Origin of the sequence: Salmonella sp. 32100201201700099SM, assembly GCF_017572645.1 — a bacterium.
Lineage (GTDB): Bacteria > Pseudomonadota > Gammaproteobacteria > Enterobacterales > Enterobacteriaceae > Salmonella > Salmonella enterica.
This window is the reverse complement of record NZ_JAGERQ010000012.1, coordinates 73487-93130: the sequence shown is the minus strand read 5'-3', so window position 1 is coordinate 93130 and position 19644 is coordinate 73487. Positions and strand designations below refer to the sequence as shown.

Annotated in this window: 20 protein-coding genes and 1 riboswitch; of the genes, 6 read left to right on the top strand and 14 right to left on the bottom strand. The window is 50.5% G+C overall.

Going from position 1 to position 19644, the window contains the following annotated elements; genetic code table 11:
• Nucleotides 1-18: 18 nt before the first annotated feature.
• Together thiD and thiM are read right to left on the bottom strand one after the other, a co-directional pair.
• The gene (gene thiD / locus J4685_RS18380; protein ID WP_001188954.1) at nt 19-819 is read right to left on the bottom strand and encodes a bifunctional hydroxymethylpyrimidine kinase/phosphomethylpyrimidine kinase; all 801 of its coding nucleotides are present in this window, start codon (nt 817-819) and stop codon (nt 19-21) included.
• On the bottom strand, nt 806-1603 hold the full coding sequence (gene thiM / locus J4685_RS18375) for a hydroxyethylthiazole kinase (RefSeq protein ID WP_001182160.1): 798 nt from the start codon (nt 1601-1603) through the stop codon (nt 806-808). Before thiM ends, thiD begins: the two co-directional genes overlap by 14 nt.
• 31 nt (nt 1604-1634) lie before the next feature.
• A riboswitch (TPP riboswitch) is annotated at nt 1635-1731 on the bottom strand.
• 281 nt (nt 1732-2012) lie between these two features.
• Between thiM and rcnB the strand changes: the two genes are divergently transcribed.
• A complete protein-coding gene (gene rcnB, locus J4685_RS18370; protein WP_000837534.1) occupies nt 2013-2327 on the top strand; it encodes a Ni(II)/Co(II) efflux transporter accessory subunit RcnB in 315 nt (104 codons plus the stop codon).
• 43 nt (nt 2328-2370) lie between these two features.
• On the opposite strand, the gene J4685_RS18365 is transcribed toward rcnB, so the two are convergent.
• From J4685_RS18365 to apbC, 6 genes are all read right to left on the bottom strand, one after another.
• Nucleotides 2371-3393 (bottom strand): fimbrial protein, encoded by a 1023-nt coding sequence (locus tag J4685_RS18365; protein WP_000825913.1) that lies wholly within the window; start codon nt 3391-3393, stop codon nt 2371-2373.
• 15 nt (nt 3394-3408) lie between these two features.
• Nucleotides 3409-5895 (bottom strand): fimbrial biogenesis outer membrane usher protein, encoded by a 2487-nt coding sequence (locus J4685_RS18360; protein WP_000413357.1) that lies wholly within the window; start codon nt 5893-5895, stop codon nt 3409-3411.
• Between the two features lie 28 nt (nt 5896-5923).
• Entirely contained in the window at nt 5924-6604 is a 681-nt protein-coding gene (locus J4685_RS18355) for a fimbrial assembly chaperone (protein ID WP_000871806.1), read from the bottom strand.
• Between the two features lie 61 nt (nt 6605-6665).
• Nucleotides 6666-7199, bottom strand: coding sequence for a fimbrial protein YehD (gene yehD, locus J4685_RS18350; protein WP_000830701.1), 534 nt, complete (start codon nt 7197-7199; stop codon nt 6666-6668).
• A 278-nt stretch (nt 7200-7477) separates the two neighbouring features.
• Nucleotides 7478-7759, bottom strand: a complete 282-nt coding sequence (locus J4685_RS18345; RefSeq protein WP_000760403.1) for a DUF2574 family protein — start codon at nt 7757-7759, stop codon at nt 7478-7480.
• A 277-nt stretch (nt 7760-8036) separates the two neighbouring features.
• Nucleotides 8037-9146, bottom strand: a complete 1110-nt coding sequence (gene apbC / locus J4685_RS18340; RefSeq protein ID WP_001005429.1) for an iron-sulfur cluster carrier protein ApbC — start codon at nt 9144-9146, stop codon at nt 8037-8039.
• Nucleotides 9147-9310: 164 nt separating this feature from the next.
• On the opposite strand from apbC, the gene metG reads away from it, so the two are divergent.
• The 3 genes from metG to J4685_RS18325 all read left to right on the top strand — a co-directional run bounded on the left by metG (nt 9311) and on the right by J4685_RS18325 (nt 12745).
• Nucleotides 9311-11344, top strand: coding sequence for a methionine--tRNA ligase (gene metG / locus J4685_RS18335; RefSeq protein ID WP_000195335.1), 2034 nt, complete (start codon nt 9311-9313; stop codon nt 11342-11344).
• A 240-nt stretch (nt 11345-11584) separates the two neighbouring features.
• The gene (locus J4685_RS18330) at nt 11585-12043 is read left to right on the top strand and encodes a YehR family lipoprotein (protein ID WP_000703141.1); all 459 of its coding nucleotides are present in this window, start codon (nt 11585-11587) and stop codon (nt 12041-12043) included.
• Between the two features lie 171 nt (nt 12044-12214).
• Nucleotides 12215-12745, top strand: coding sequence for a YehR family lipoprotein (locus J4685_RS18325; protein WP_001265354.1), 531 nt, complete (start codon nt 12215-12217; stop codon nt 12743-12745).
• A 56-nt stretch (nt 12746-12801) separates the two neighbouring features.
• Here the strand turns inward: J4685_RS18325 and J4685_RS18320 are convergent, their stop codons facing one another.
• Genes J4685_RS18320 through J4685_RS18310 form a run of 3 tightly spaced genes read right to left on the bottom strand, consistent with a single transcriptional unit; the run spans nt 12802 to nt 15717 of the window.
• Nucleotides 12802-13269, bottom strand: a complete 468-nt coding sequence (locus J4685_RS18320; protein WP_000950413.1) for a DUF1456 family protein — start codon at nt 13267-13269, stop codon at nt 12802-12804.
• Nucleotides 13270-13315: 46 nt separating this feature from the next.
• Nucleotides 13316-14035, bottom strand: a complete 720-nt coding sequence (gene btsR / locus J4685_RS18315) for a two-component system response regulator BtsR (protein WP_000598637.1) — start codon at nt 14033-14035, stop codon at nt 13316-13318.
• Nucleotides 14032-15717 carry a sensor histidine kinase gene (locus J4685_RS18310; protein ID WP_000272855.1) on the bottom strand — a complete coding sequence of 562 codons (1686 nt, stop codon included), beginning with the start codon at nt 15715-15717 and terminating at the stop codon, nt 14032-14034. The genes btsR and J4685_RS18310 overlap by 4 nt, the downstream gene beginning before the upstream one ends.
• A 222-nt stretch (nt 15718-15939) precedes the next feature.
• On the opposite strand from J4685_RS18310, the gene mlrA reads away from it, so the two are divergent.
• Nucleotides 15940-16671, top strand: coding sequence for an HTH-type transcriptional regulator MlrA (mlrA, locus tag J4685_RS18305; RefSeq protein WP_001240418.1), 732 nt, complete (start codon nt 15940-15942; stop codon nt 16669-16671).
• Nucleotides 16672-16730: 59 nt separating this feature from the next.
• On the top strand, nt 16731-16838 hold the full coding sequence (locus J4685_RS18300) for a protein YohO (RefSeq protein WP_001261696.1): 108 nt from the start codon (nt 16731-16733) through the stop codon (nt 16836-16838).
• Here the strand turns inward: J4685_RS18300 and J4685_RS18295 are convergent.
• The 3 genes from J4685_RS18295 to J4685_RS18285 are packed head-to-tail and all read right to left on the bottom strand — an operon-like array spanning nt 16819 to nt 19643.
• Nucleotides 16819-17550 carry an ABC transporter permease gene (locus tag J4685_RS18295; RefSeq protein WP_000824856.1) on the bottom strand — a complete coding sequence of 244 codons (732 nt, stop codon included), beginning with the start codon at nt 17548-17550 and terminating at the stop codon, nt 16819-16821. The two genes, J4685_RS18300 and J4685_RS18295, sit on opposite strands and share 20 nt — an antisense overlap.
• Entirely contained in the window at nt 17534-18481 is a 948-nt protein-coding gene (locus J4685_RS18290) for an ABC transporter ATP-binding protein (protein ID WP_000569167.1), read from the bottom strand. Before J4685_RS18290 ends, J4685_RS18295 begins: the two co-directional genes overlap by 17 nt.
• On the bottom strand, nt 18474-19643 hold the full coding sequence (locus J4685_RS18285) for an ABC transporter permease (RefSeq protein WP_001278106.1): 1170 nt from the start codon (nt 19641-19643) through the stop codon (nt 18474-18476). The genes J4685_RS18290 and J4685_RS18285 overlap by 8 nt, the downstream gene beginning before the upstream one ends.
• Nucleotide 19644 lies beyond the last annotated feature (1 nt).

Sequence of the window (19644 nt, the reverse complement as noted above, 5' to 3'; positions counted from 1 at the left end):
GGGTCTGTAGGCAGTATACTACCACCACGCGTGGAAATGATGTACCGGACCAACGCCCTTCCCCACTTCCAGCGTGTCCGCCTGCGCCAGCGCCGCCGAAAGCCATGCCTTCGCCTCGTTTACCGTCTCTCCCCAACAGCGATGCCGGGGCCGTAACGCCGCCAGCGCCGCCGACAGCGTACAGCCCGTCCCGTGCGTATTTTTGGTGTTCACACGCGGCGCGCTAAAACGCTGCTCGCCCTCACGGGTAAAGAGCCAGTCCGGGCTTTGCGCATCCTCTAAATGCCCGCCTTTCATCAATACCGCTTCACACCCCATCGCCAGTAACGCCCGCCCCTGCGCCAACATCTCCTGTTCCGTACACGCATGGGGCGCATCCAGCAATGCTGCGGCTTCCGGCAAATTAGGCGTAATCAGCGATACCTGCGGCAACAGCCGGACGCGTAATGTTTCTATCGCAGAGGGCGAGAGCAGCGGATCGCCGCTTTTCGCCAGCATCACCGTATCCAGCACCACATTACGTACATGGTGGCGCTGTAGTCGTTCCGCCACGGCCTCGACAATATCGGTTTCCGCCAGCATCCCGATTTTCGTGGTATCAATGCGCACATCGCTGAACACGGAATCAAGTTGAGCGGCGACAAAGTCCGGCTCTATCCGGTACACCGACTGTACGCCACAGGTATTTTGCGCCACCAGCGCGGTGATGACCGAACAGCCATACGCGCCCAGCGCGGAAAAGGTCTTGAGATCCGCCTGGATACCGGCCCCGCCGCTGGGATCGGTACCGGCAATCGTCAGCGCGTTAATTCGTTGCATTGGCCGCCTCCACATCCAGATGATAGAGCGCATCAAGAAAAGCCGGGATGAAGCTGCCCGGTCCTTCGCTACGCTCTGCCGCGGCCTGTCCAGCCAGTTTCATCCAGCAGCAGGCCGACGCGACATTGTCCAGCGCGGCGCCCGGTAACGCGCAACTGGCGGCGACAACTGCCGACAACGCGCAGCCGGTGCCTACAATGCGAGTCATTAACGGATCGCCGCCGGGAATGCTCAGCGTGCGCTGACTGTTAGTGACGTAATCTATCTCTCCGGTAACCACAACGATGCAGTCTATTTGACGCGCCAGCGCCTGCGCCGCAGGCAGTGCGGCCAACGCCGCCTCGGTGGTATCTACGCCGCGTCCGCCCAGCGCCATGCCGGCTAACGCCAGGATTTCCGAGGCATTGCCGCGTATTGCCGCCGGGCGCAGGGACAAGAGATCCAGGCAAAATCGCCGGCGAAATTCCAGCACGCCCACCGCGACAGGATCAAGCGTCCACGGCGTTTTGGCATCATAAGCGCTTTCTACCGCCGCACGCATCGCGTCAGCGCGTGAGGCGGTTAATGTTCCGACATTAATCAGCAAGGCGTTGGCGATGGCGGCAAACGGTCTGGCCTCGACAGGATCAATTACCATGGCGGGTGAAGCGCCCAGCGCCAGCAGCGTATTGGCGGTAAACGTTTGTACGACGTCATTCGTCATACAGTGCGTAAGTGGGGAGAGCGCGCGAAAGTGTTTTAACGTATGCGCCGCAAGCGTGCGGCAGTGCAGGTCAGGCTGCATGGTTCAGCTCCTGCCCGCGTGAAGAAGGGACACGAGCAGTGTCAGACTTCCCTACGCTGGCATTATCCAGATCAGGTGGTACGGGTATTTCTCAGCCTTCACAAAGAAGGGCACCCCGAGTCGTCAAGCCCCGCCGTGTTAAGCGGGGTTTCGCTATTAAGCATACTGTCTGTGCCAGACAATGTAAATTTACAGTCAGCGGCGGACGATAATTTCAGCGTTATCAGATAGTTCTCAAAACCTATTCGGTTCTGGCAAACTTGCTGGCGGATATGTTGCTGCACGACGCTTTCGTTTACACTTTTTACGAAAAGGGGCGTGAGATAACAAAATAGCGCTTGTCAGATACGCCACCAGCAGAAATGATACACACGATGTTAACTGACCCGCATATGTGGAGGGTAAAAGTATGAAAAGTAAGTTGCTGCCTTGCGCGCTGTTGCTTGCAACCAGTTTTGCATGGGCCGCCCCCGCGACAACGGGCATTGATCAATATGAGTTAAAAAGCTTTATCGCCGACTTCACCCACTTCAAGCCCGGCGATACCGTTCCGCAAATGTACCGCACCGATGAGTATAATATTAAACAGTGGAAATTACGTAATCTGCCCGCGCCAGATGCCGGTACTCACTGGACCTATATGGGCGGCGCGTATGTACTGATTAACGATACCGATGGAAAAATCATCAAAGCCTATGATGGCGAGATTTTTTATCATCGATAATGATATACGCACTCTTTCTATAAAGAGTGCGTACCGCATAAATTTAATTATAAGATACCACGATTAATGCTTTCGATTGTAATGGCCCTGCTTTAACTTTTGCAGGATCGAGAACATAATATGTGGCAAAGACAGGAATAGCTTCCACCGAATTCACTGCGCTGCCTTTGGCATAGGTTTTGAAAATACTATTTATCGCTACTCCTTTGTTTATTTTAAGCAGGCTCCGATTTGAATCTCTTAAGATAAACCCAACGCCATTATCATTATCCGGTTTCAGGACTGCTTCATTCTCATCCCAGACTAAATCACTACGTAGATTTACCGCTATTTGCCGTGATGTCAGCATCGCATTCCGCACCTGATTTTTGCAATCCAGAATAATATCACCCTGCTTAGAAAACTCACTAACCTCTCCTTTAGCACGGAGTTTAATCATAGGCACCGGGTCCAGCGTGATGGTGAGATTCTGGGGGGCGCAGGTAGTTTCTTTACGGTTGTAATTTATCGTTAAATTGGCTTTATAAACGCCTTTCCCATTCAGATCAGTGATAACGTTCGCAACACACTCTCTATTCCCCCAACAGCCAATATATCTTAAAATAAATAGCACCCAATCGTTACCGCTCCATTGATTCTTTGCACCCGACATCACCGTTATATTATCTATCGTAACCGAGTACCCCCCCCTGGCAGACACTGTCACCGCCTCCAGTGAGTTTATTTCTGAAATCGTTATCTTATAGGGGGCTTCGATTACACCGTTTTGATTGCGCATATTTATCGCACTACTGCTCTGCCATTCAACTTTTAATTTTAACTTAACACTGTCATTCGGCCCCATACCGATAATATGATCGGATGTCTCTAATTTAGTCACAACATCACTATTAGAACAATTAGCATCAGTGAAACCATTTGTAATAATGGCTGACTCCTCCCCCCCCAGCATTAAGCTGTCGGATTGAATCGTATAATCCTTCGTGTTGGTTAAGGTCGCATTACACGCCGCGTAACCCAACTGCGTAAACTGCATCATCATTAATAAAAATAGTAGTCTTTTCATAGCGTCACCTAAGGATTACCGACAAATATAAACGTTATTTTCATCAATCTGTTTATCAAAAGTGATCTTACAGAAAAGACCCTGTTGTTTATCTGTTGCGACTTTTACCGAAATGGGAACCTTTTCAGTACGAATAAATACCCGGCTCCCCTGACCTACCAGTCCTACATTATTTCCCTCGTCATCTTCCACTTCATAACCAAACGTTAAAGGCTCGCCATCTGCGCGCCGCGCCAGGAAATAAAAAGGTTTACTGGTCTCTGTTTCAAAATCAACCACCACTACGGCTCCACGATAAGGCACTGTAACTTTACGGTTTCCCAGCAGGGCGACATCACTTTCACTCCCGGAGACATCAAGAGAGATAAAATTTTGCCGGTATGGCGTCAATGCTTCAAATACGGCATAACCTTTTGCATTGGTACGTAAATAGGGACGCCCCTGCACCGCCGCGCCTTCCAGGTACGGCGCGTTAATAATCGCGATAGTATCATTAAGGCGAGAGGCTAAATGAACGCCATCGGCCCATGCAACCAGCCCTCCCTGAATATTTCCGCCAACCTGATGATATTTATTGGATTGGCTGTAACTACCGCCGACCGTCGCCAGCGGGGCGTTCCAGGTTACCGATCCCCCGAATGTCGTTTGGTGTTCCTGTCGCTGCTGGCTGAGGTTAGTCGTATAATTAAACTGATCGCGATTACCGAACGTGCCGCTAAGGCTGGTGTTATTCGCCTCATAACCTTGATCGTCAAAGGTGGTGGAATTCGATAAATGGATATCACGATTTCCCCCATTCTCCTTTACCCCCCATGTTAAGGGAATCGATAAATAGATATTAAAGCGCTTATCTTCACGGTTATCGCTGTCATAAGTCTGGGTTGCCGATAGCGTAAAACTGAGCCGCTGCCAGGTATTACTGTAGCTTAACTGATAATCCTTTCCTGTGCCGCTACGCCCCCAATAGTCGCGCCACAGAGCGCTGGCAGTAAAATATCCCCACCCATCGGGCAACGTCTGATTAATATTGAGAGTGAAGGTATTTTTACGCCCAAAGTCATTCTCATAATAATCTGCAATATCATAAATATCGTCATCATCGCGACGATAGTTGTCCCGATTATTAGCCCAGACATGATCGTTAAAAGTGCGATAATCACGTGATGAGTAGCGATACGCTGCCAGAGAAAAATGAGTGGCTGATTGTGGGAGATATTTATTCCAGGCAACCTGGTAGCTTTCCCCATCAAAAACATCGCCATTATCCTGCTTGCTATGAGACAACGTACCGTCGACAGATACTGCGCCAATCAGCGTGTTCCACCCGGTGCCAAGGGTAAATGAGCGATAATCGCTGGCTAACATGGTTCCGCCATACAACGTTAGCAGGTTATTGACCCCGTACTGATAGGTTCCCTGGAGAAAATCAGTTTGCTGAGAGGCTCCTTCAATTCTGCTTCGTCCGGCGGCGAAATCATATTTTGCTACGCCAGGCTGCACCATATTGGGAACGGAAGAATACGGAACAATAAACCGTGAAACAGTACCGTCAGCTTCTTTAACGCTCACGTCCAGATCGGCTCCCCCCCCGGCCAGCTGAAGATCTTCAAATACAAAGGGGCCAGGCGGAACTTCTTTTTGATAAACAATAAAGCCATTCTGCTCAACCGTCACCAGGGCGTTACTTTGCGCCACGTCACGCACAACCGGAGCGAAATTTTGCTTAGAGTGCGGCAGCATTTGCATATCACGCCAGAAGCGCACCCCGCGAAAGCGCACCGTATCAAACATATCCCCGCTGGTGTACTGTTCCCCCAGACGCATTGTCCCCAGTACCGCCGGGAAATCACGTTCCAGATACTGAGTATTGCTCTGCCATTTACCAGCTAAGTTTTCACTTTTGGAAAAGTTAGCATTAGAATGTAATTGCCATCCAAGCAGATTCAACCCGCTGACAAAATTTGCGTAAGTATTTTTCTCACTACCACCACTTTTATAATGGCTGTAATATTCACTAGCATAGTAGGAAGTATAAAAAGCGTTAATCCCGCGGTCCCATGTCTCTGGAGACGCATAGCCCGCTTCATATTCCAGCACATAAGCCTGAGGGACGCTCAGATAAAGGTTAAATGCGGCAGTGTCATAAGAAACGCTACCTCCATGGACCACCGTTTTCAGCGCAATACATTCATTTTCTACTGTTGTACTCTGCGGAGTAAATTTAATTCCCAGGCTGGCGATCAGGTCCGGAGAAATACAGGTGCTATCGGGGTCATCCTGAATATTAACCTCATAAGTTCCACGCCATTCTTTATTGACATAAACGTCCATTTCATAAACGCCAGCCATGGGTTTGGTGCTATCAATCTGATAACGAGACACCTTTTCACCTTTCAACCCACCGAACATAAAGTTAGTATCGAATGTTTCTTCTTCAGCCCAGGCGGGTGAAATAAGTAATGCTGCAAAAAGTGACAGCGTGATGGCGTTTAACTTTTCCATTATCTATCCTTAGGTGAATTCCCCGCTTTTAATTTTCTATTTTGATAGTCTCGTTTAAATAATTACCAGAATCATCAATTAACGTCACGGTATAGCTATTTACGACTACCGTTGTGGTGATACTCTGCGATGACCATGGAGCCAGTAACAATGTTTCTTTATTTACTTTACTTTTTGCTTTAACTTCTGGAATAGTGATCCAGTTTGCGGAATTATTTTTCACGCTAATACTCCCTGGCGCACGAAGCAACTGCAAGCGGGAAAATGTCGCTTTATCAACTTTCTGTATCCCCGGTGGGCGATAGATCAACTTTATCCGGTTTTGTAGCGCAAATTTAATGATATTTTTATCTTTGTTCTCGTCTGAATTTGGTGGAATATCCAATACATTGAGGTAGAAAAGACTTTCACGATCGCCAGGCAAGTTATTAGCGAGCTTCTTTATTTTTAATTGCTGACCTGAATTTGCCGCAACTCTAATTACAGGGGGGGTCATAATAAATGGAACCTGTAATTTTTCTGGCGGCAGGCTGGTATCACCGTTATCAATCCACGCCTGGATGAGTGAACTTCGTTTACCGTCATTCATTAATTGTACGGTAATATCTTTTTTCTGCGCCGGATAAATAATACGTGTACCGTATATATAAATGCCGCTCCACGCAGGCATAGCGGCACAAGCCAGGCATAATGCAATCATCCATTTCATGGCCGATAACCTTATAAAAGAGATACAAGCGGCTAAAAGCTTAGCCGCCAAAAAACGATTGTTAATCAGTTAATACCGTCATCGTCAGTACAGATTCAACAGAACCTGGTGTTACAGTATTTTCAACGGCGGCATAGCGGGCAGAAAAGTTCAGGGTATATACACCATTTTCAAACTTACTTGAATTCAGAGTGTAATTCCCCGCCTCATCCGGTTTCACCTGAGTACCATCAAGATAAACAGCAAAGCCCGCACCATTATTAGTAGCATTATTTTTGGTGATTTGCATATTATCCACAAATTGAGAACGGTTAAAACTAATTCGTGGATTAGCTGTATTCGAACATTTTACTTTTAAAATCGCTTCTGGGCTAGTGTATCCTGTATATATATCGCCAGGGTTTAAGTCAGTCAATCTATCAACACCTACCTGGGATAATTCAATAGTCGCGCTATTTGCACCTTCGAAAGTACAGGATGTTCCCACCACTTCTCCGTTTATTTTTAATTCCCCCATATCTTCATCAGCAGCAAAAACCCCAGCGCTCATAAATACAGCAGACAATACAGAAGCAACAATAAGTGAACGTTTCATAATCTCTTCCTTAATGAAGTAATTTCTATTTGTTAAGAGTTATTAACCCTTGCAACGAAAATTCTCATAGACAGGAGGTTATCGCAATGTAAACACGATGTTTTGTTGATTTAAAACAATTTACAGATTGCAATATAATTGCAACAAATAATCATTGCTTATCATTATTTTGTAAACTTATTAATTTCCGAAATTTACTGCCCTTATATATAAACACAGCAAATAAAAAAGCCCATATCATTGATATCAATGATATGGGCTTGCGGAATTAATAAGAATTAGTCGTAATGATTAACAATAATCTGTCGGGTGCTATCACCAGGCACCGTGTATAGCTGCGTTGTCACACCTCTCATCGGCGTAGCGGCGGGTGTTTGCAGAGTTGAAACGTGGATAGTGTTGCCGCAACGCTGCTGCAATTGTGCGTTTACCACTTCTGTACTGCACGTTGGCGCGGTCACTTTTCCACTGATGGTTAATGTTGCGGTGTCGGAGGCAAAAACAGGTACGCTTATCCCATAAGCCGAAACTATAATTCCCATCAGCAAATATTTTTTCATAGTGAGTAATTGTTCCTCTGGTGAACGTCAAACAGTATGCAGGCCGTCCTGATGAGCAGTATGAACGTATCGATACCTTAAAACCAATTGAAAAAATAAATCAGTAGGATAGGTATGATCAATTCAAATAATGTTTTTGCCGATTATTTCAGATAAACACCTGTCTGTTTAAGCAGGAATTAACAATGCGGGGGCTATTATTTTATTAATACATTCACTGCATCAATATATATTAATGCAGTGAATGTCATATTCTCTTTGGAATACGTCAGGAGGATTACACCGCGCGGAAGGCGATTTCTCCCGGAATCACTTCACCCTGCCAGTAAAGCTGTGCCGCAACGCGATCGGCCAGTTCGCGATAGATCGCGGTAAACTCGCTCTCCGGACGGCTAACCACCGTCGGCGTACCGCGATCGAGATCTTCACGCAGACTAATATGCAGCGGCATCTGACCCAGAAGCTGAGTATGGTATTTTTCCGCCAGCTTCTGCGCGCCGCCCGTGCCGAAGATCGGTTCGTGATGGCCGCAGTTGCTACAAATATGCATACTCATATTTTCCACAATGCCGAGCACCGGCACTTCCACCTTCTCGAACATCACGATACCTTTTTTGGCGTCGATTAGCGCGATATCCTGCGGCGTAGTCACCACCACCGCGCCGGTAACAGGAATGTTCTGCGCCAGCGTTAGCTGAATATCCCCGGTTCCCGGCGGCATATCCAGTACCAGATAATCCAGATCCGGCCACAGCGTCTCCTGCAACATCTGCATCAGCGCCTTACTGGCTATTGGGCCGCGCCATACCATCGCGTTATCGTCAGTCACCAGATAGCCGATCGAGTTGGTCGCCAGGCCGTGAGACATAATCGGCGCCATATGCGTACCGTCTGGCGATGTTGGGCGCTGATCTTCTGCGCCAAGCATGGTTGGGATCGACGGACCGTAAATATCGGCATCGAGAACCCCGACCTTTGCGCCTTCAGCCGCTAACGCCAGCGCCAGGTTTACCGTCGTGGACGATTTACCCACCCCGCCTTTACCGGAGCTCACGGCAATGATGTTTTTCACGCCATTAATGCCAGGCTGATTTTTGACGCGTTTCAGCGTCGCAATGTTGTACGACAGTTTCCAGTCGATCGCTTTTGCGCCCGTAATACGTAACAGATCGGCGCTGCATTGCTCTTTTAATACCTCAAACGCGCTGTTCCAGACGAACGGCATGACCAGCTCAACGTGCAGCGTACCATCCATCCAGGCGACGTGGTGCAACGCCTTAAGCGTGGTGAGGTTATGCTTCAGGGTTGGGTGCTGAAAATTCGCCAGCGTCCCGGCGACCATCGCTCGCAGGGTATCTGGTGATTTGGCCTGGGATTGTTCGTTCATCCCGACTCCTTTTGTAGTTCTGAAAAGTACGATTGTAACTTTGTAGTTTACTCCAGCGGTAACAATTATTCATTTACGGATAAATGCCCTTATCGATTGGCGCAGTAATTACCATTTTGGTACTATCAAAGCCCTTTTTTACAACAGAAGAAGTAATACCCACTATGACTCAAGTCGCGAAGAAAATTCTGGTAACGTGCGCGCTGCCGTACGCCAACGGCTCTATCCACCTCGGCCATATGCTGGAGCACATCCAGGCTGATGTCTGGGTCCGTTACCAGCGAATGCGCGGCCATGAGGTTAACTTCATCTGTGCCGATGACGCTCATGGCACGCCGATCATGCTGAAAGCGCAGCAGCTTGGTATTACACCGGAGCAAATGATCGGTGAAATGAGCCAGGAGCACCAGACCGATTTCGCCGGTTTTAATATTAGCTACGACAACTACCACTCAACGCACAGCGACGAGAATCGCGAGCTGTCCGAGCTGATTTATACGCGCCTGAAAGAGAACGGTTTTATTAAGAACCGCACCATCTCTCAACTCTACGATCCGGAAAAAGGCATGTTCCTGCCGGACCGATTTGTGAAAGGCACCTGCCCGAAATGTAAATCCGCAGACCAGTACGGCGATAACTGTGAAGTGTGCGGCGCGACCTACAGCCCGACCGAACTTATCGAACCGAAATCCGTGGTGTCCGGCGCGACGCCGGTAATGCGTGACTCCGAGCACTTTTTCTTTGACCTGCCGTCATTCAGCGAAATGTTGCAGGCGTGGACCCGCAGCGGCGCGCTGCAGGAGCAGGTGGCGAACAAAATGCAGGAGTGGTTTGAATCCGGCCTGCAACAGTGGGACATTTCCCGCGACGCGCCGTATTTTGGTTTCGAAATCCCGAACGCGCCGGGCAAATATTTCTACGTCTGGCTGGACGCGCCGATTGGCTATATGGGCTCCTTCAAAAATCTGTGCGATAAGCGCGGTGACACGACCAGTTTTGATGAGTACTGGAAAAAAGACTCCGACGCCGAGCTGTACCACTTTATCGGCAAAGACATCGTCTATTTCCACAGCCTGTTCTGGCCTGCCATGCTGGAAGGCAGCCACTTCCGTAAGCCGACCAACCTGTTCGTTCACGGTTACGTGACGGTGAACGGCGCGAAGATGTCTAAGTCTCGCGGCACCTTTATTAAGGCCAGCACCTGGCTGAAACACTTTGACGCCGACAGCCTGCGCTACTACTACACCGCGAAGCTTTCTTCACGTATTGATGACATCGACCTGAACCTGGAAGACTTTGTCCAGCGCGTCAATGCCGATATCGTCAATAAAGTAGTCAACCTGGCCTCGCGTAACGCCGGTTTTATCAATAAGCGTTTCGACGGCGTGCTGGCGGCTGAACTGGCCGATCCGCAATTGTATAAAACCTTTACTGACGCCGCTGCGGTGATTGGCGAAGCATGGGAAAGCCGTGAATTCGGCAAAGCTATCCGTGAAATTATGGCGCTGGCCGACGTCGCTAACCGTTATGTTGACGAGCAAGCGCCGTGGGTGGTGGCTAAACAGGAAGGCCGAGACGCTGACCTGCAGGCCATTTGCTCGATGGGCATCAACCTGTTCCGCGTGCTGATGACTTACCTGAAACCGGTACTGCCGACGCTTTCTGAACGCGTTGAAGCCTTCCTGAACAGTGAACTGAACTGGGATGCCATCGAACAGCCGCTGCTCGGTCACAAGGTCAACACCTTTAAGGCGCTCTACAATCGCATCGACATGAAGCAAGTTGAAGCGCTGGTTGAAGCGTCTAAAGAAGAGGTGAAAGCCGCAGCCGCGCCGGTTACCGGCCCGTTAGCCGACTTCCCGATTCAGGAAACCATCACCTTTGACGATTTTGCCAAAATTGACCTGCGCGTGGCATTGATTGAAAACGCTGAGTTCGTAGAAGGCTCCGACAAATTGCTGCGTCTGACGCTGGATCTGGGCGGCGAGAAGCGTAACGTCTTCTCCGGCATTCGTTCCGCCTACCCGGACCCGCAGGCGCTGATTGGCCGCCAGACGGTAATGGTCGCCAACCTCGCGCCGCGCAAAATGCGCTTTGGCGTCTCCGAGGGAATGGTGATGGCCGCAGGCCCTGGCGGGAAAGATATCTTCCTGTTAAGCCCTGATGACGGCGCGAAGCCTGGCCAGCAGGTAAAATAAGCAACAAGCCGGAGCATGCTCCGGCTTTTTTAACCGCTTAATCCTGACTGGCATATCGCCCCCTCCGCGCGTTTTAACTTTTTCCTTAATAAGCAATAGCGCCAAGACTCCATATCCGGACTGCTAAATAACGGCTAAAAGTCATATTCTATCCCTCCCTGATACATTGCTATTACTGGGTTAAATTAATTCATTGAAATTATTTTAAAAACCCAATCATTATATAAAATGGAGTTTTAGATGAAAATTTCTGGCAAGTTATTGTCCGCGGCTTTGGCTTCCGTACTGGTGTTCTCTCTTGCTGGCTGTGGCGATAAAGAAGAATCAAAGACCTTTAACGCAAACCTGGCGGGGACAGAAATTTCAATTACCTACACCTATAAAGGTGACAAAATCATTAAGCAGACGTCTGAAAGTAAAATCAGCTATGCCACTGTAGGCGCTAAAACGAAAGAAGATGCCGCCCAAATTCTCGATCCGCTGAGCGCGAAATATAAAAATATCGCCGGAGTGGAAGAAAAATTAACCTATGAAGATACCTATGCCCAGGAAAACGTCTCTGTGGATATGGAAAAAGTGGACTTTAAAGCGTTACAGCAAATCTCAGGGACAATGGTGTCCGGCGATACCAGTAAAGGTATCAGCATGAAACAAACCCAGACGCTGCTGGAAGCTGCTGGTTTTAAAGAAGCGAAATAACTGGCAGGCATAATGTATTGCATCGACTGGTAAAGTCGCTCAGGGCGCTGCTTCGGCAGCGTCTTTTCTTTATGAATTCCGAAAAAAGACAGCCTCGCTGTAAGTCCCCTCGCCAAAGCCTATAATCCCTGAATTCCTGGCCACACCAATACTTAACGACAAGGAATTGTTATGCGGGTTCTACGCCTTATGGCACTGCCACTATTCGCGCTCTCTCTATCGGTTAGCATAACTGGCTGCGATCAGAAAAACGATACTCTCCAGGGAAACCAAAATAACATGACAGCGTTTATCAAGAAGATAGCCGCTAGCAAAGAGTCAGAGGAAACACAACGCTATGTAGGTAATCTCAACGGTATTGAAATCAAGTTAACCTATTACTACAAAGGGGATATCGTTTTACGTCAAATATCTGAACATAAAATACTTTATAAAACCCTGAAAGCCAATAATAAAGAAGAAGCACAAAAAATGCTGAGCCAAGTCGGCGAAGCTTATCAGGGTATGCCGGGTTTGACTGAACGAATCGACTATTATGATAGCTATGCTACGGAATATGTGGATATTGATTTTACCCAGGCAAAAATAAGCGACCTCTGTAAATTGCCAGGATCATCAATTGACAACTGTTCCGCGTACTATCTGTCAATGATTCGCTCGCAGAAACTGTTGGAAGAGAGCGGGTATCATAGAATCAATTAGTATAATAATGCGTTTTCCCGGTCAGACAGGACGCTGCCGGGAACAATACCGCAGAATTACTTCGCCGCGTGTTCACGGGCCGCCAGACCGCGCAGAAAATAACGCATAAACTGATCGCCGCATTCGCGGAAGTTCTTATGATCCGGCGCGCGCATCATCGCGGTGATCTCTGGCATTGAGACACGAAACAACTGACCGGTAAGTATCGCCAGGATATCATCTGTTTTTAGCGAAAAGGCAATACGCAGCTTTTTCAGCACAATATTGTTGTTGATACGACGTTCCGCCGTCAATGCAGGCGCCGCCTCATCTTTGCCGCGTTTTTCATAAATGAGGCCATTGAGAAATGAGGACAACACGATATCCGGGCAACGCTGAAACCCCTCTTCCTCTTCTTTGCGCAACCAGATTGCAATCTGCTCCGGCGTAGCATCAACGTTACCCAGCGCCAGGATACGCGCCAGATCGGTATTATTAGCTTTTAAAATGTAGCGCACGCTACGCAGAATATCGTTACTCAGCATGAGGCCTTCGGTCGTTTCTATGGCAAAACGATATTCTAACAGTCTTTTACAGGCCAATCGCCTCTTTTAAACTTTTCAGATAGCGACGGCTTACCGGCACCGTCAGGCCGTTGCGTAAAATCAGCTCTGCCTGCCCATTATCCTCCAGCCGAATTTCCTGCAAATGGGCCATATTCACCAGAAACTGACGATGACAACGCAGTAGCGGCGTCCGGCTTTCCAGCGTGCGCAGCGTCAGCTCGGTAAACCCCTCTTTCCCTTCACTGCTGGTCACATAAACGCCGCTCATACGGCTACTGACAAAGGCGACATCATCCATTTGCAACAAATAGATCCGGCTGTGTCCGGTACAGGGAATGAATTTAAGCGCCTGCTGGTTTTCCGGCAGCAACGAAACATCCTGTTTACTGCGCTCCTGACGCAGACGATGTAACGTTTTTTCCAGCCGTTTCTCCTCTATCGGCTTGAGCAGATAATCAAAAGCGTGTTCTTCAAAGGCTTTGATGGCGTATTCGTCAAACGCGGTTAAAAAAACGATATACGGGCGGTGTTCCGGATCAAGCATTCCTACCATCTCCAGTCCACTGATACGCGGCATCTGAATATCCAGAAACAGCACATCAGGTCGCAACTTATGTACCGCGCCAATCGCTTCTACCGCGTTCGCGCACTCTCCCACAATCTCAATGTCATCCTGCCCCTGGAGCAAAATCCGCAGATTTTCCCGCGCTAACGGCTCATCATCCACAATCAGCACTTTAATCATGCGTCCTCCTCCAGTGGAAGTCGTAATGTAATTCGGGTAAAACAGTCCGGCTCGCAGGCCACGCTAATACCATAATCATCGCCAAAGTGTTCGCGCAGACGTTTATCCACCAGACTCATCCCCAGCCCGCTACTGCCGGCGGAAGGCTGATACAGTCCCGCATTATCTTCAATATCTAACATCAAATGCTGCCCTTCGCGTCGGGCGCGAATAGCGACGTTGCCGGTATCAAGCAGTTGCGACGTGCCATGTTTAATGGCGTTCTCAACAATCGGCTGTAATGTAAACGCAGGCAATTTCTGACGTGAAAGCGTCGATGGAACATCAAGCTGTACCTGCAGACGCGACTGAAAACGCGCTTTTTCAATTTGCAGATAAGCGTTCACGTGTTCAATTTCATCCGCCAGCGTGACGATTTCCGACGGGCGTTTTAAATTTTTGCGAAAAAAGGTCGACAAGTACTGCACCAGTTGGCTGGCCTGTTCGCTGTCGCGGCGAATCACCGCTTTAATGGTATTGAGTGCATTAAACAGAAAATGCGGATTCACCTGCGCGTGCAACAGCTTGATCTCTGACTGCGTCAGCAACGCCTTCTGCCGTTCATACTGCCCGGCCAGGATCTGCGCGGATAAAAGCTGCGCAATACCCTCTCCCAGGGTACGGTTAATTGAGCTGAACAGCCGGTTTTTCGCTTCGTACAATTTAATGGTGCCCATGACTCGCTGATTTTCGCCACGCAGCGGGATCACCAGCGTCGAGCCGAGTTTACACTGCGGGTGTAGCGAACAGCGGTACGGCACTTCGTTGCCATCGGCATAAACCACCTCTCCGGTTTCAATTGCTTTCAGCGTATAACCTGATGAAATGGGTTTGCCCGGTAGATGGTGATCGTCGCCAATACCGGTAAAAGCCAGCAGTTTTTCGCGATCGGTGATGGCAACGGCGCCGATATCCAACTCCTGATATAACACCTGCGCCACCTTCATACTGTTCACTTCGTTAAATCCCTGACGCAGAATCCCCTCCGTTGACGCGGCGACCTTCAGCGCGGTAGCAGAAAATGCCGAAGTATATTTTTCGAACATGGCGCGCTTATCGAGCAAAATACGCATGAACAGCGCGGCGCCAACGGTATTCGTCACCATCATCGGCGCGGCAATATTACTGACCAGATGCAGGGCATCGTCAAACGGCCTGGCTATCAATAAAATAATCAGCATCTGCACCAGTTCGGCAACACACGTAATTGCTCCCGCCGTCAGCGGGCTAAACACTTTGTCCGGGCGTCCGCGACGTATGAGAACGCTGTGTACCAACCCGCCCAGCAGCCCTTCGACGATGGTGGAAATCATACAGCTCAGCGCCGTCATGCCGCCCATAGAATACCGATGTAACCCACCGGTCAGGCCGACCAGCCCGCCGACGACCGGCCCGCCGAGTAGGCCACTCATCACCGCGCCAATCGCGCGGGTATTGGCAATCGAATCTTCGATATGTAGCCCAAAATAAGTGCCCATAATGCAGAAGATAGAAAACGTGACGTAACACAGAAGCTTGTGCGGCAGACGAACCGTGACCTGCATAAGCGGGATGAACAGGCGCGTTTTACTCATTAGCCACGCAATGACCAGAAACACGCACATCTGCTGAAGCAGCAGCAACACCAGATTAAACTCGTACATACCCGCAAACCACACTTCAATTAAAAGCGCGTAACATACATTGAGTACGATTAACTTTCTTTGAACTGTTGCATAAAAATATGAATTCGTGAATACGATCACTTAAACGCCGCGCCGCAACCCGCTACTTCGCGTTTTAATGCATAAAAAACAGGCAAAACTTCCTGGTTCCTAAAAGAGCGTCTAAAGTTAAACCGGGACCTCGCGAGCAAGGGTGAAACGATGGCGCTTTACACAATTGGTGAAGTGGCTTTGCTTTGTGATATCAATCCTGTCACGTTGCGCGCGTGGCAGAGACGTTATGGACTTTTAAAACCACAGCGAACGGATGGCGGTCATCGTCTGTTTAACGATGCCGATATCGACAGAATCCGCGAAATCAAGCGCTGGATAGATAACGGCGTCCAGGTCAGCAAAGTCAAAGTGCTGCTCAGTAGCGACAGTAGCGAACAACCTAACGGCTGGCGCGAACAGCAGGAGATCCTGCTGCACTATCTGCAAAGCAGTAATCTGCACAGTTTACGGTTATGGGTCAAAGAACGCGGTCAGGATTATCCAGCCCAAACATTGACCACTAACCTGTTCGTCCCGCTGCGGCGACGATTACAGTGCCAACAACCCGCCCTTCAGGCGCTGCTCGGCATTCTTGACGGTATCCTGATCAACTATATTGCACTCTGCCTGGCGTCTGCGCGTAAGAAACAGGGAAAAGATGCGTTGGTGATCGGCTGGAATATCCATGATACCACCCGCCTGTGGCTGGAAGGTTGGGTCGCCAGCCAACAGGGATGGCGAATCGACGTGTTGGCGCATTCGCTTAGCCAGTTCCGCCCGGAACTGTTTGACGGCAAGACGTTACTGGTATGGTGCGGAGAAAACCAGACGCTGGCGCAGCAGCAGCAACTCCTGGCATGGCGCGCCCAGGGACGCGACATTCATCCCCTTGGCGTTTAAACAGCAGCTAACAAATTCGCTTTAATGTATACTCCTTTTATTAACATAAGGAGTACATAATGCGCGTAGCGAAAATCGGGGTGATCGCCCTTTTCCTGCTGATGGCTATTGGCGGTATCGGCGGCGTGATGCTGGCAGGTTACAGTTTTATTTTGCGTGCCGGGTAAGCGCGCGCGTCAGCCTTTCGAACAGGCGATCGATGATGATCGCCGCCAGCGCCACCAGCAGTGCCCCCTGGATAACATAGGCCGTATTAAAGCCGCTAAGCCCGATAATGATCGGCGTGCCTAACGTACTGGCCCCCACCGTTGAAGCGATGGTCGCCGTACCAATATTGATAATCACCGAGGTTCGAATGCCCGCCAGAATCACCGGCGCGGCCAGCGGCAGCTCAACCTGATACAACTGTTGGCGACGGCTCATTCCCATACCGCTGGCAACGCTCATCACGCTGGCAGGCACTGCGCCCAGCCCGGCCAGGGTCGCCTGCAGGATGGGCAACACTCCATACAGGATCAAGGCGATAATGGCTGGTTGCTGACCAAAACCCATGACGGGTACCGCGATCGCCAGTACCGCCACCGGGGGAAAGGTCTGCCCGACGACGGCGATAGTCTCCACCAGGGGACGAAACTCTTTCCCACTTTCTCGCGTGACCGCAATCCCTGCGCCGACGCCCACCACGACGGCAAACAGACTTGAGATGCCCACCAACCAGAAATGGGCGAGCGCGAGGGCGGCAAAACTCTCCTGTTGGTAGACCGGGCGCGGCAAATCGGGAAACAGCGCGGCGAAGAACGGCTGGCTATAAGGCAATCCAAACAGCAGAAGCAAGAACAGAACAATAAGCCAGAGAAGCGGATCACACAGTCGTTTCACGGGGGGACGTCTCCGAAAGCAGATCGCGAAAATGGAGCGTACCACAGGGCTCGCCCTGCTGATTCGCCACCGGCAGGACGTCGCACCGGCGGGCGACAAACATCGATAGCGCATCGCGTAACGTCATCTCTTCCACCAGCGCGTCGCCGCTGAGCTGTTCATTCCGGCGTACATAATCGCCTACACTACGTAACGAAAGCAGCCTTACGCCCAGCTCGCTGCGGCCAAAAAACGCCTGCACGAAATCATTTTCCGGCGAGGTCAGCATCGAAAGCGGCGATCCCTGTTGGATAACGTGGCCCCCGTCCATCAGCACCAGATGGTCGGCGAGGCGTAACGCCTCGTCAATGTCATGCGTCACCAGTACGATGGTGCGTCCCAGTAGCTGATGAATGCGGGTCATCTCCTGCTGCAATGCGCCGCGCGTTACCGGATCAAGCGCGCCGAAAGGCTCGTCCATCAGCAATACCTGCGGATCGGCAGCCAGCGCCCGCGCAACGCCGACCCGCTGCTGTTGCCCGCCGGAAAGCTGATGCGGATAGCGATCGCGCAGCGCGCTTTCCAGACCCAATAATGCCATCAGTTCATCAATACGATCGTTAATCCGCGCACGCGACCACTTTTGTAGTTGCGGTACGGTGGCGATATTTTGCGCCACCGTCCAGTGGGGAAAAAGACCGATAGACTGAATGGCATAGCCCATGCGACGGCGCAGTTCAAGCACCGGCAGGCTGCGGATCTCTTCCCCGGCAAAACGGATCGTTCCGCTATCATGCTCTACCAGTCGGTTAATCATCTTCAGAGTGGTCGATTTTCCCGAACCGGAGGTACCAATTAACACCGAAAAGCTGCCTTCGCTAAAGTGCAAATTGAGGTCGCTAACAGCCTGTTGATCGCCGAAGGTTTTACTGACATGGTTAAATTCAATCATCGGTTGCTCCCTTCAAAAACGCGATCCATAAATCAAACAGCGCGTCGATCACTACCGCCAGCGCAATCACCGGAATGACGCCCAACAGGACTAAATCAATGGCGCTACTCAATAGCCCCTGAAACACCAGCGCGCCGAAACCTCCCGCGCCAATCAGCGCGGCGACGACGGCCATTCCCACTGTCTGGACCATGACTACCCTCAGGCTACGTAAAAAGACCGGCAGCGCCAGCGGCAGTTGCACATGCCTGAAGCGCTGGCCGCTACTCATTCCCATGGCTCTTGCGCTCTCCAGCACATCGCGCGGCACCTGATTGAGCCCGGCGACCACGCCGCGCACCAGCGGCAATAACGCATAGAGCACCAGCGCTATCAGCGCAGGCGTCATGCCGGTTCCCGCGACGCCGAATGCGGCAAGCCACGAAAACTGTTTCACCAGCCCGGCCAACGGCGCAATCAGCAGGCCAAACAACGCGACGGAAGGGATAGTCTGGATCACATTCAGTACGGTAAACACCGGCCCCTGGCGCGAGGCGGAAAAATAACACCAGACGCCCAACGGTAGTCCGATCGCCAGCGCCGGCAGCACCGTGCCCGCCAGTAACATCAAATGTTGCACCAACGCGGCATCGAAAACATCCTGCCGGTTGGTATACTCTTTCAGAAGCGAGAGGTTGTCGAACGTGCCTGAAAACAGCAGCGCCAGCGGGACAATGACAATTTGCGCGTGCAGCAACCAGCGCCACAGCGGCCCAACGGTAATACGGCGGATCGCATCGCTACAGGCCAGCAGCATCAGACCGAGGCCCAGCCACCATCCACTTCCCAGACTGGTACGCGCCAGCGGACTGCCCTCCTGCGCCAACTGGGTCGCCGCCCTGCCGACTCCCCACAGCATGACAATAAAAAGCGTCTGCGCCATCATCAGCGTCAGTACGCTACCGCGTTTACCGGGCACAAAGCACAGCGTAAACAGCGCGCATCCCGCGCCAGTCAGCATCCAGATGGTCGCCGGCCAGATCTCCCATAACTGGCGCCCCTCGCCGCTCACCAGACGATTCGGGGCGTAATTAATGAAAGGCAGCGCGACAGCAAGCAGGGCCAGAACAACCAACAGCAACAGCACACGATTAACCGTAATTTTTTTGGCAGCGTCACTCACA

Excerpts from the sequence above, each read along its gene's own strand:
- J4685_RS18345 (WP_000760403.1), bottom strand. The coding sequence starts at position 7,759 with ATGAAAAAATATTTGCTGATGGGAATTATAGTTTCGGCTTATGGGATA.
- J4685_RS18360 (WP_000413357.1), bottom strand. The coding sequence starts at position 5,895 with ATGGAAAAGTTAAACGCCATCACGCTGTCACTTTTTGCAGCATTACTT.
- thiD (WP_001188954.1), bottom strand. The coding sequence starts at position 819 with ATGCAACGAATTAACGCGCTGACGATTGCCGGTACCGATCCCAGCGGC.
- J4685_RS18355 (WP_000871806.1), bottom strand. The coding sequence starts at position 6,604 with ATGAAATGGATGATTGCATTATGCCTGGCTTGTGCCGCTATGCCTGCG.
- apbC (WP_001005429.1), bottom strand. The coding sequence starts at position 9,146 with ATGAACGAACAATCCCAGGCCAAATCACCAGATACCCTGCGAGCGATG.
- J4685_RS18300 (WP_001261696.1), top strand. The coding sequence starts at position 16,731 with ATGCGCGTAGCGAAAATCGGGGTGATCGCCCTTTTCCTGCTGATGGCT.
- J4685_RS18320 (WP_000950413.1), bottom strand. The coding sequence starts at position 13,269 with ATGCTGAGTAACGATATTCTGCGTAGCGTGCGCTACATTTTAAAAGCT.
- J4685_RS18290 (WP_000569167.1), bottom strand. The coding sequence starts at position 18,481 with ATGATTGAATTTAACCATGTCAGTAAAACCTTCGGCGATCAACAGGCT.
- btsR (WP_000598637.1), bottom strand. The coding sequence starts at position 14,035 with ATGATTAAAGTGCTGATTGTGGATGATGAGCCGTTAGCGCGGGAAAAT.
- J4685_RS18365 (WP_000825913.1), bottom strand. The coding sequence starts at position 3,393 with ATGAAAAGACTACTATTTTTATTAATGATGATGCAGTTTACGCAGTTG.
- J4685_RS18325 (WP_001265354.1), top strand. The coding sequence starts at position 12,215 with ATGCGGGTTCTACGCCTTATGGCACTGCCACTATTCGCGCTCTCTCTA.
- yehD (WP_000830701.1), bottom strand. The coding sequence starts at position 7,199 with ATGAAACGTTCACTTATTGTTGCTTCTGTATTGTCTGCTGTATTTATG.
- mlrA (WP_001240418.1), top strand. The coding sequence starts at position 15,940 with ATGGCGCTTTACACAATTGGTGAAGTGGCTTTGCTTTGTGATATCAAT.
- J4685_RS18310 (WP_000272855.1), bottom strand. The coding sequence starts at position 15,717 with ATGTACGAGTTTAATCTGGTGTTGCTGCTGCTTCAGCAGATGTGCGTG.
- metG (WP_000195335.1), top strand. The coding sequence starts at position 9,311 with ATGACTCAAGTCGCGAAGAAAATTCTGGTAACGTGCGCGCTGCCGTAC.
- J4685_RS18330 (WP_000703141.1), top strand. The coding sequence starts at position 11,585 with ATGAAAATTTCTGGCAAGTTATTGTCCGCGGCTTTGGCTTCCGTACTG.
- rcnB (WP_000837534.1), top strand. The coding sequence starts at position 2,013 with ATGAAAAGTAAGTTGCTGCCTTGCGCGCTGTTGCTTGCAACCAGTTTT.
- thiM (WP_001182160.1), bottom strand. The coding sequence starts at position 1,603 with ATGCAGCCTGACCTGCACTGCCGCACGCTTGCGGCGCATACGTTAAAA.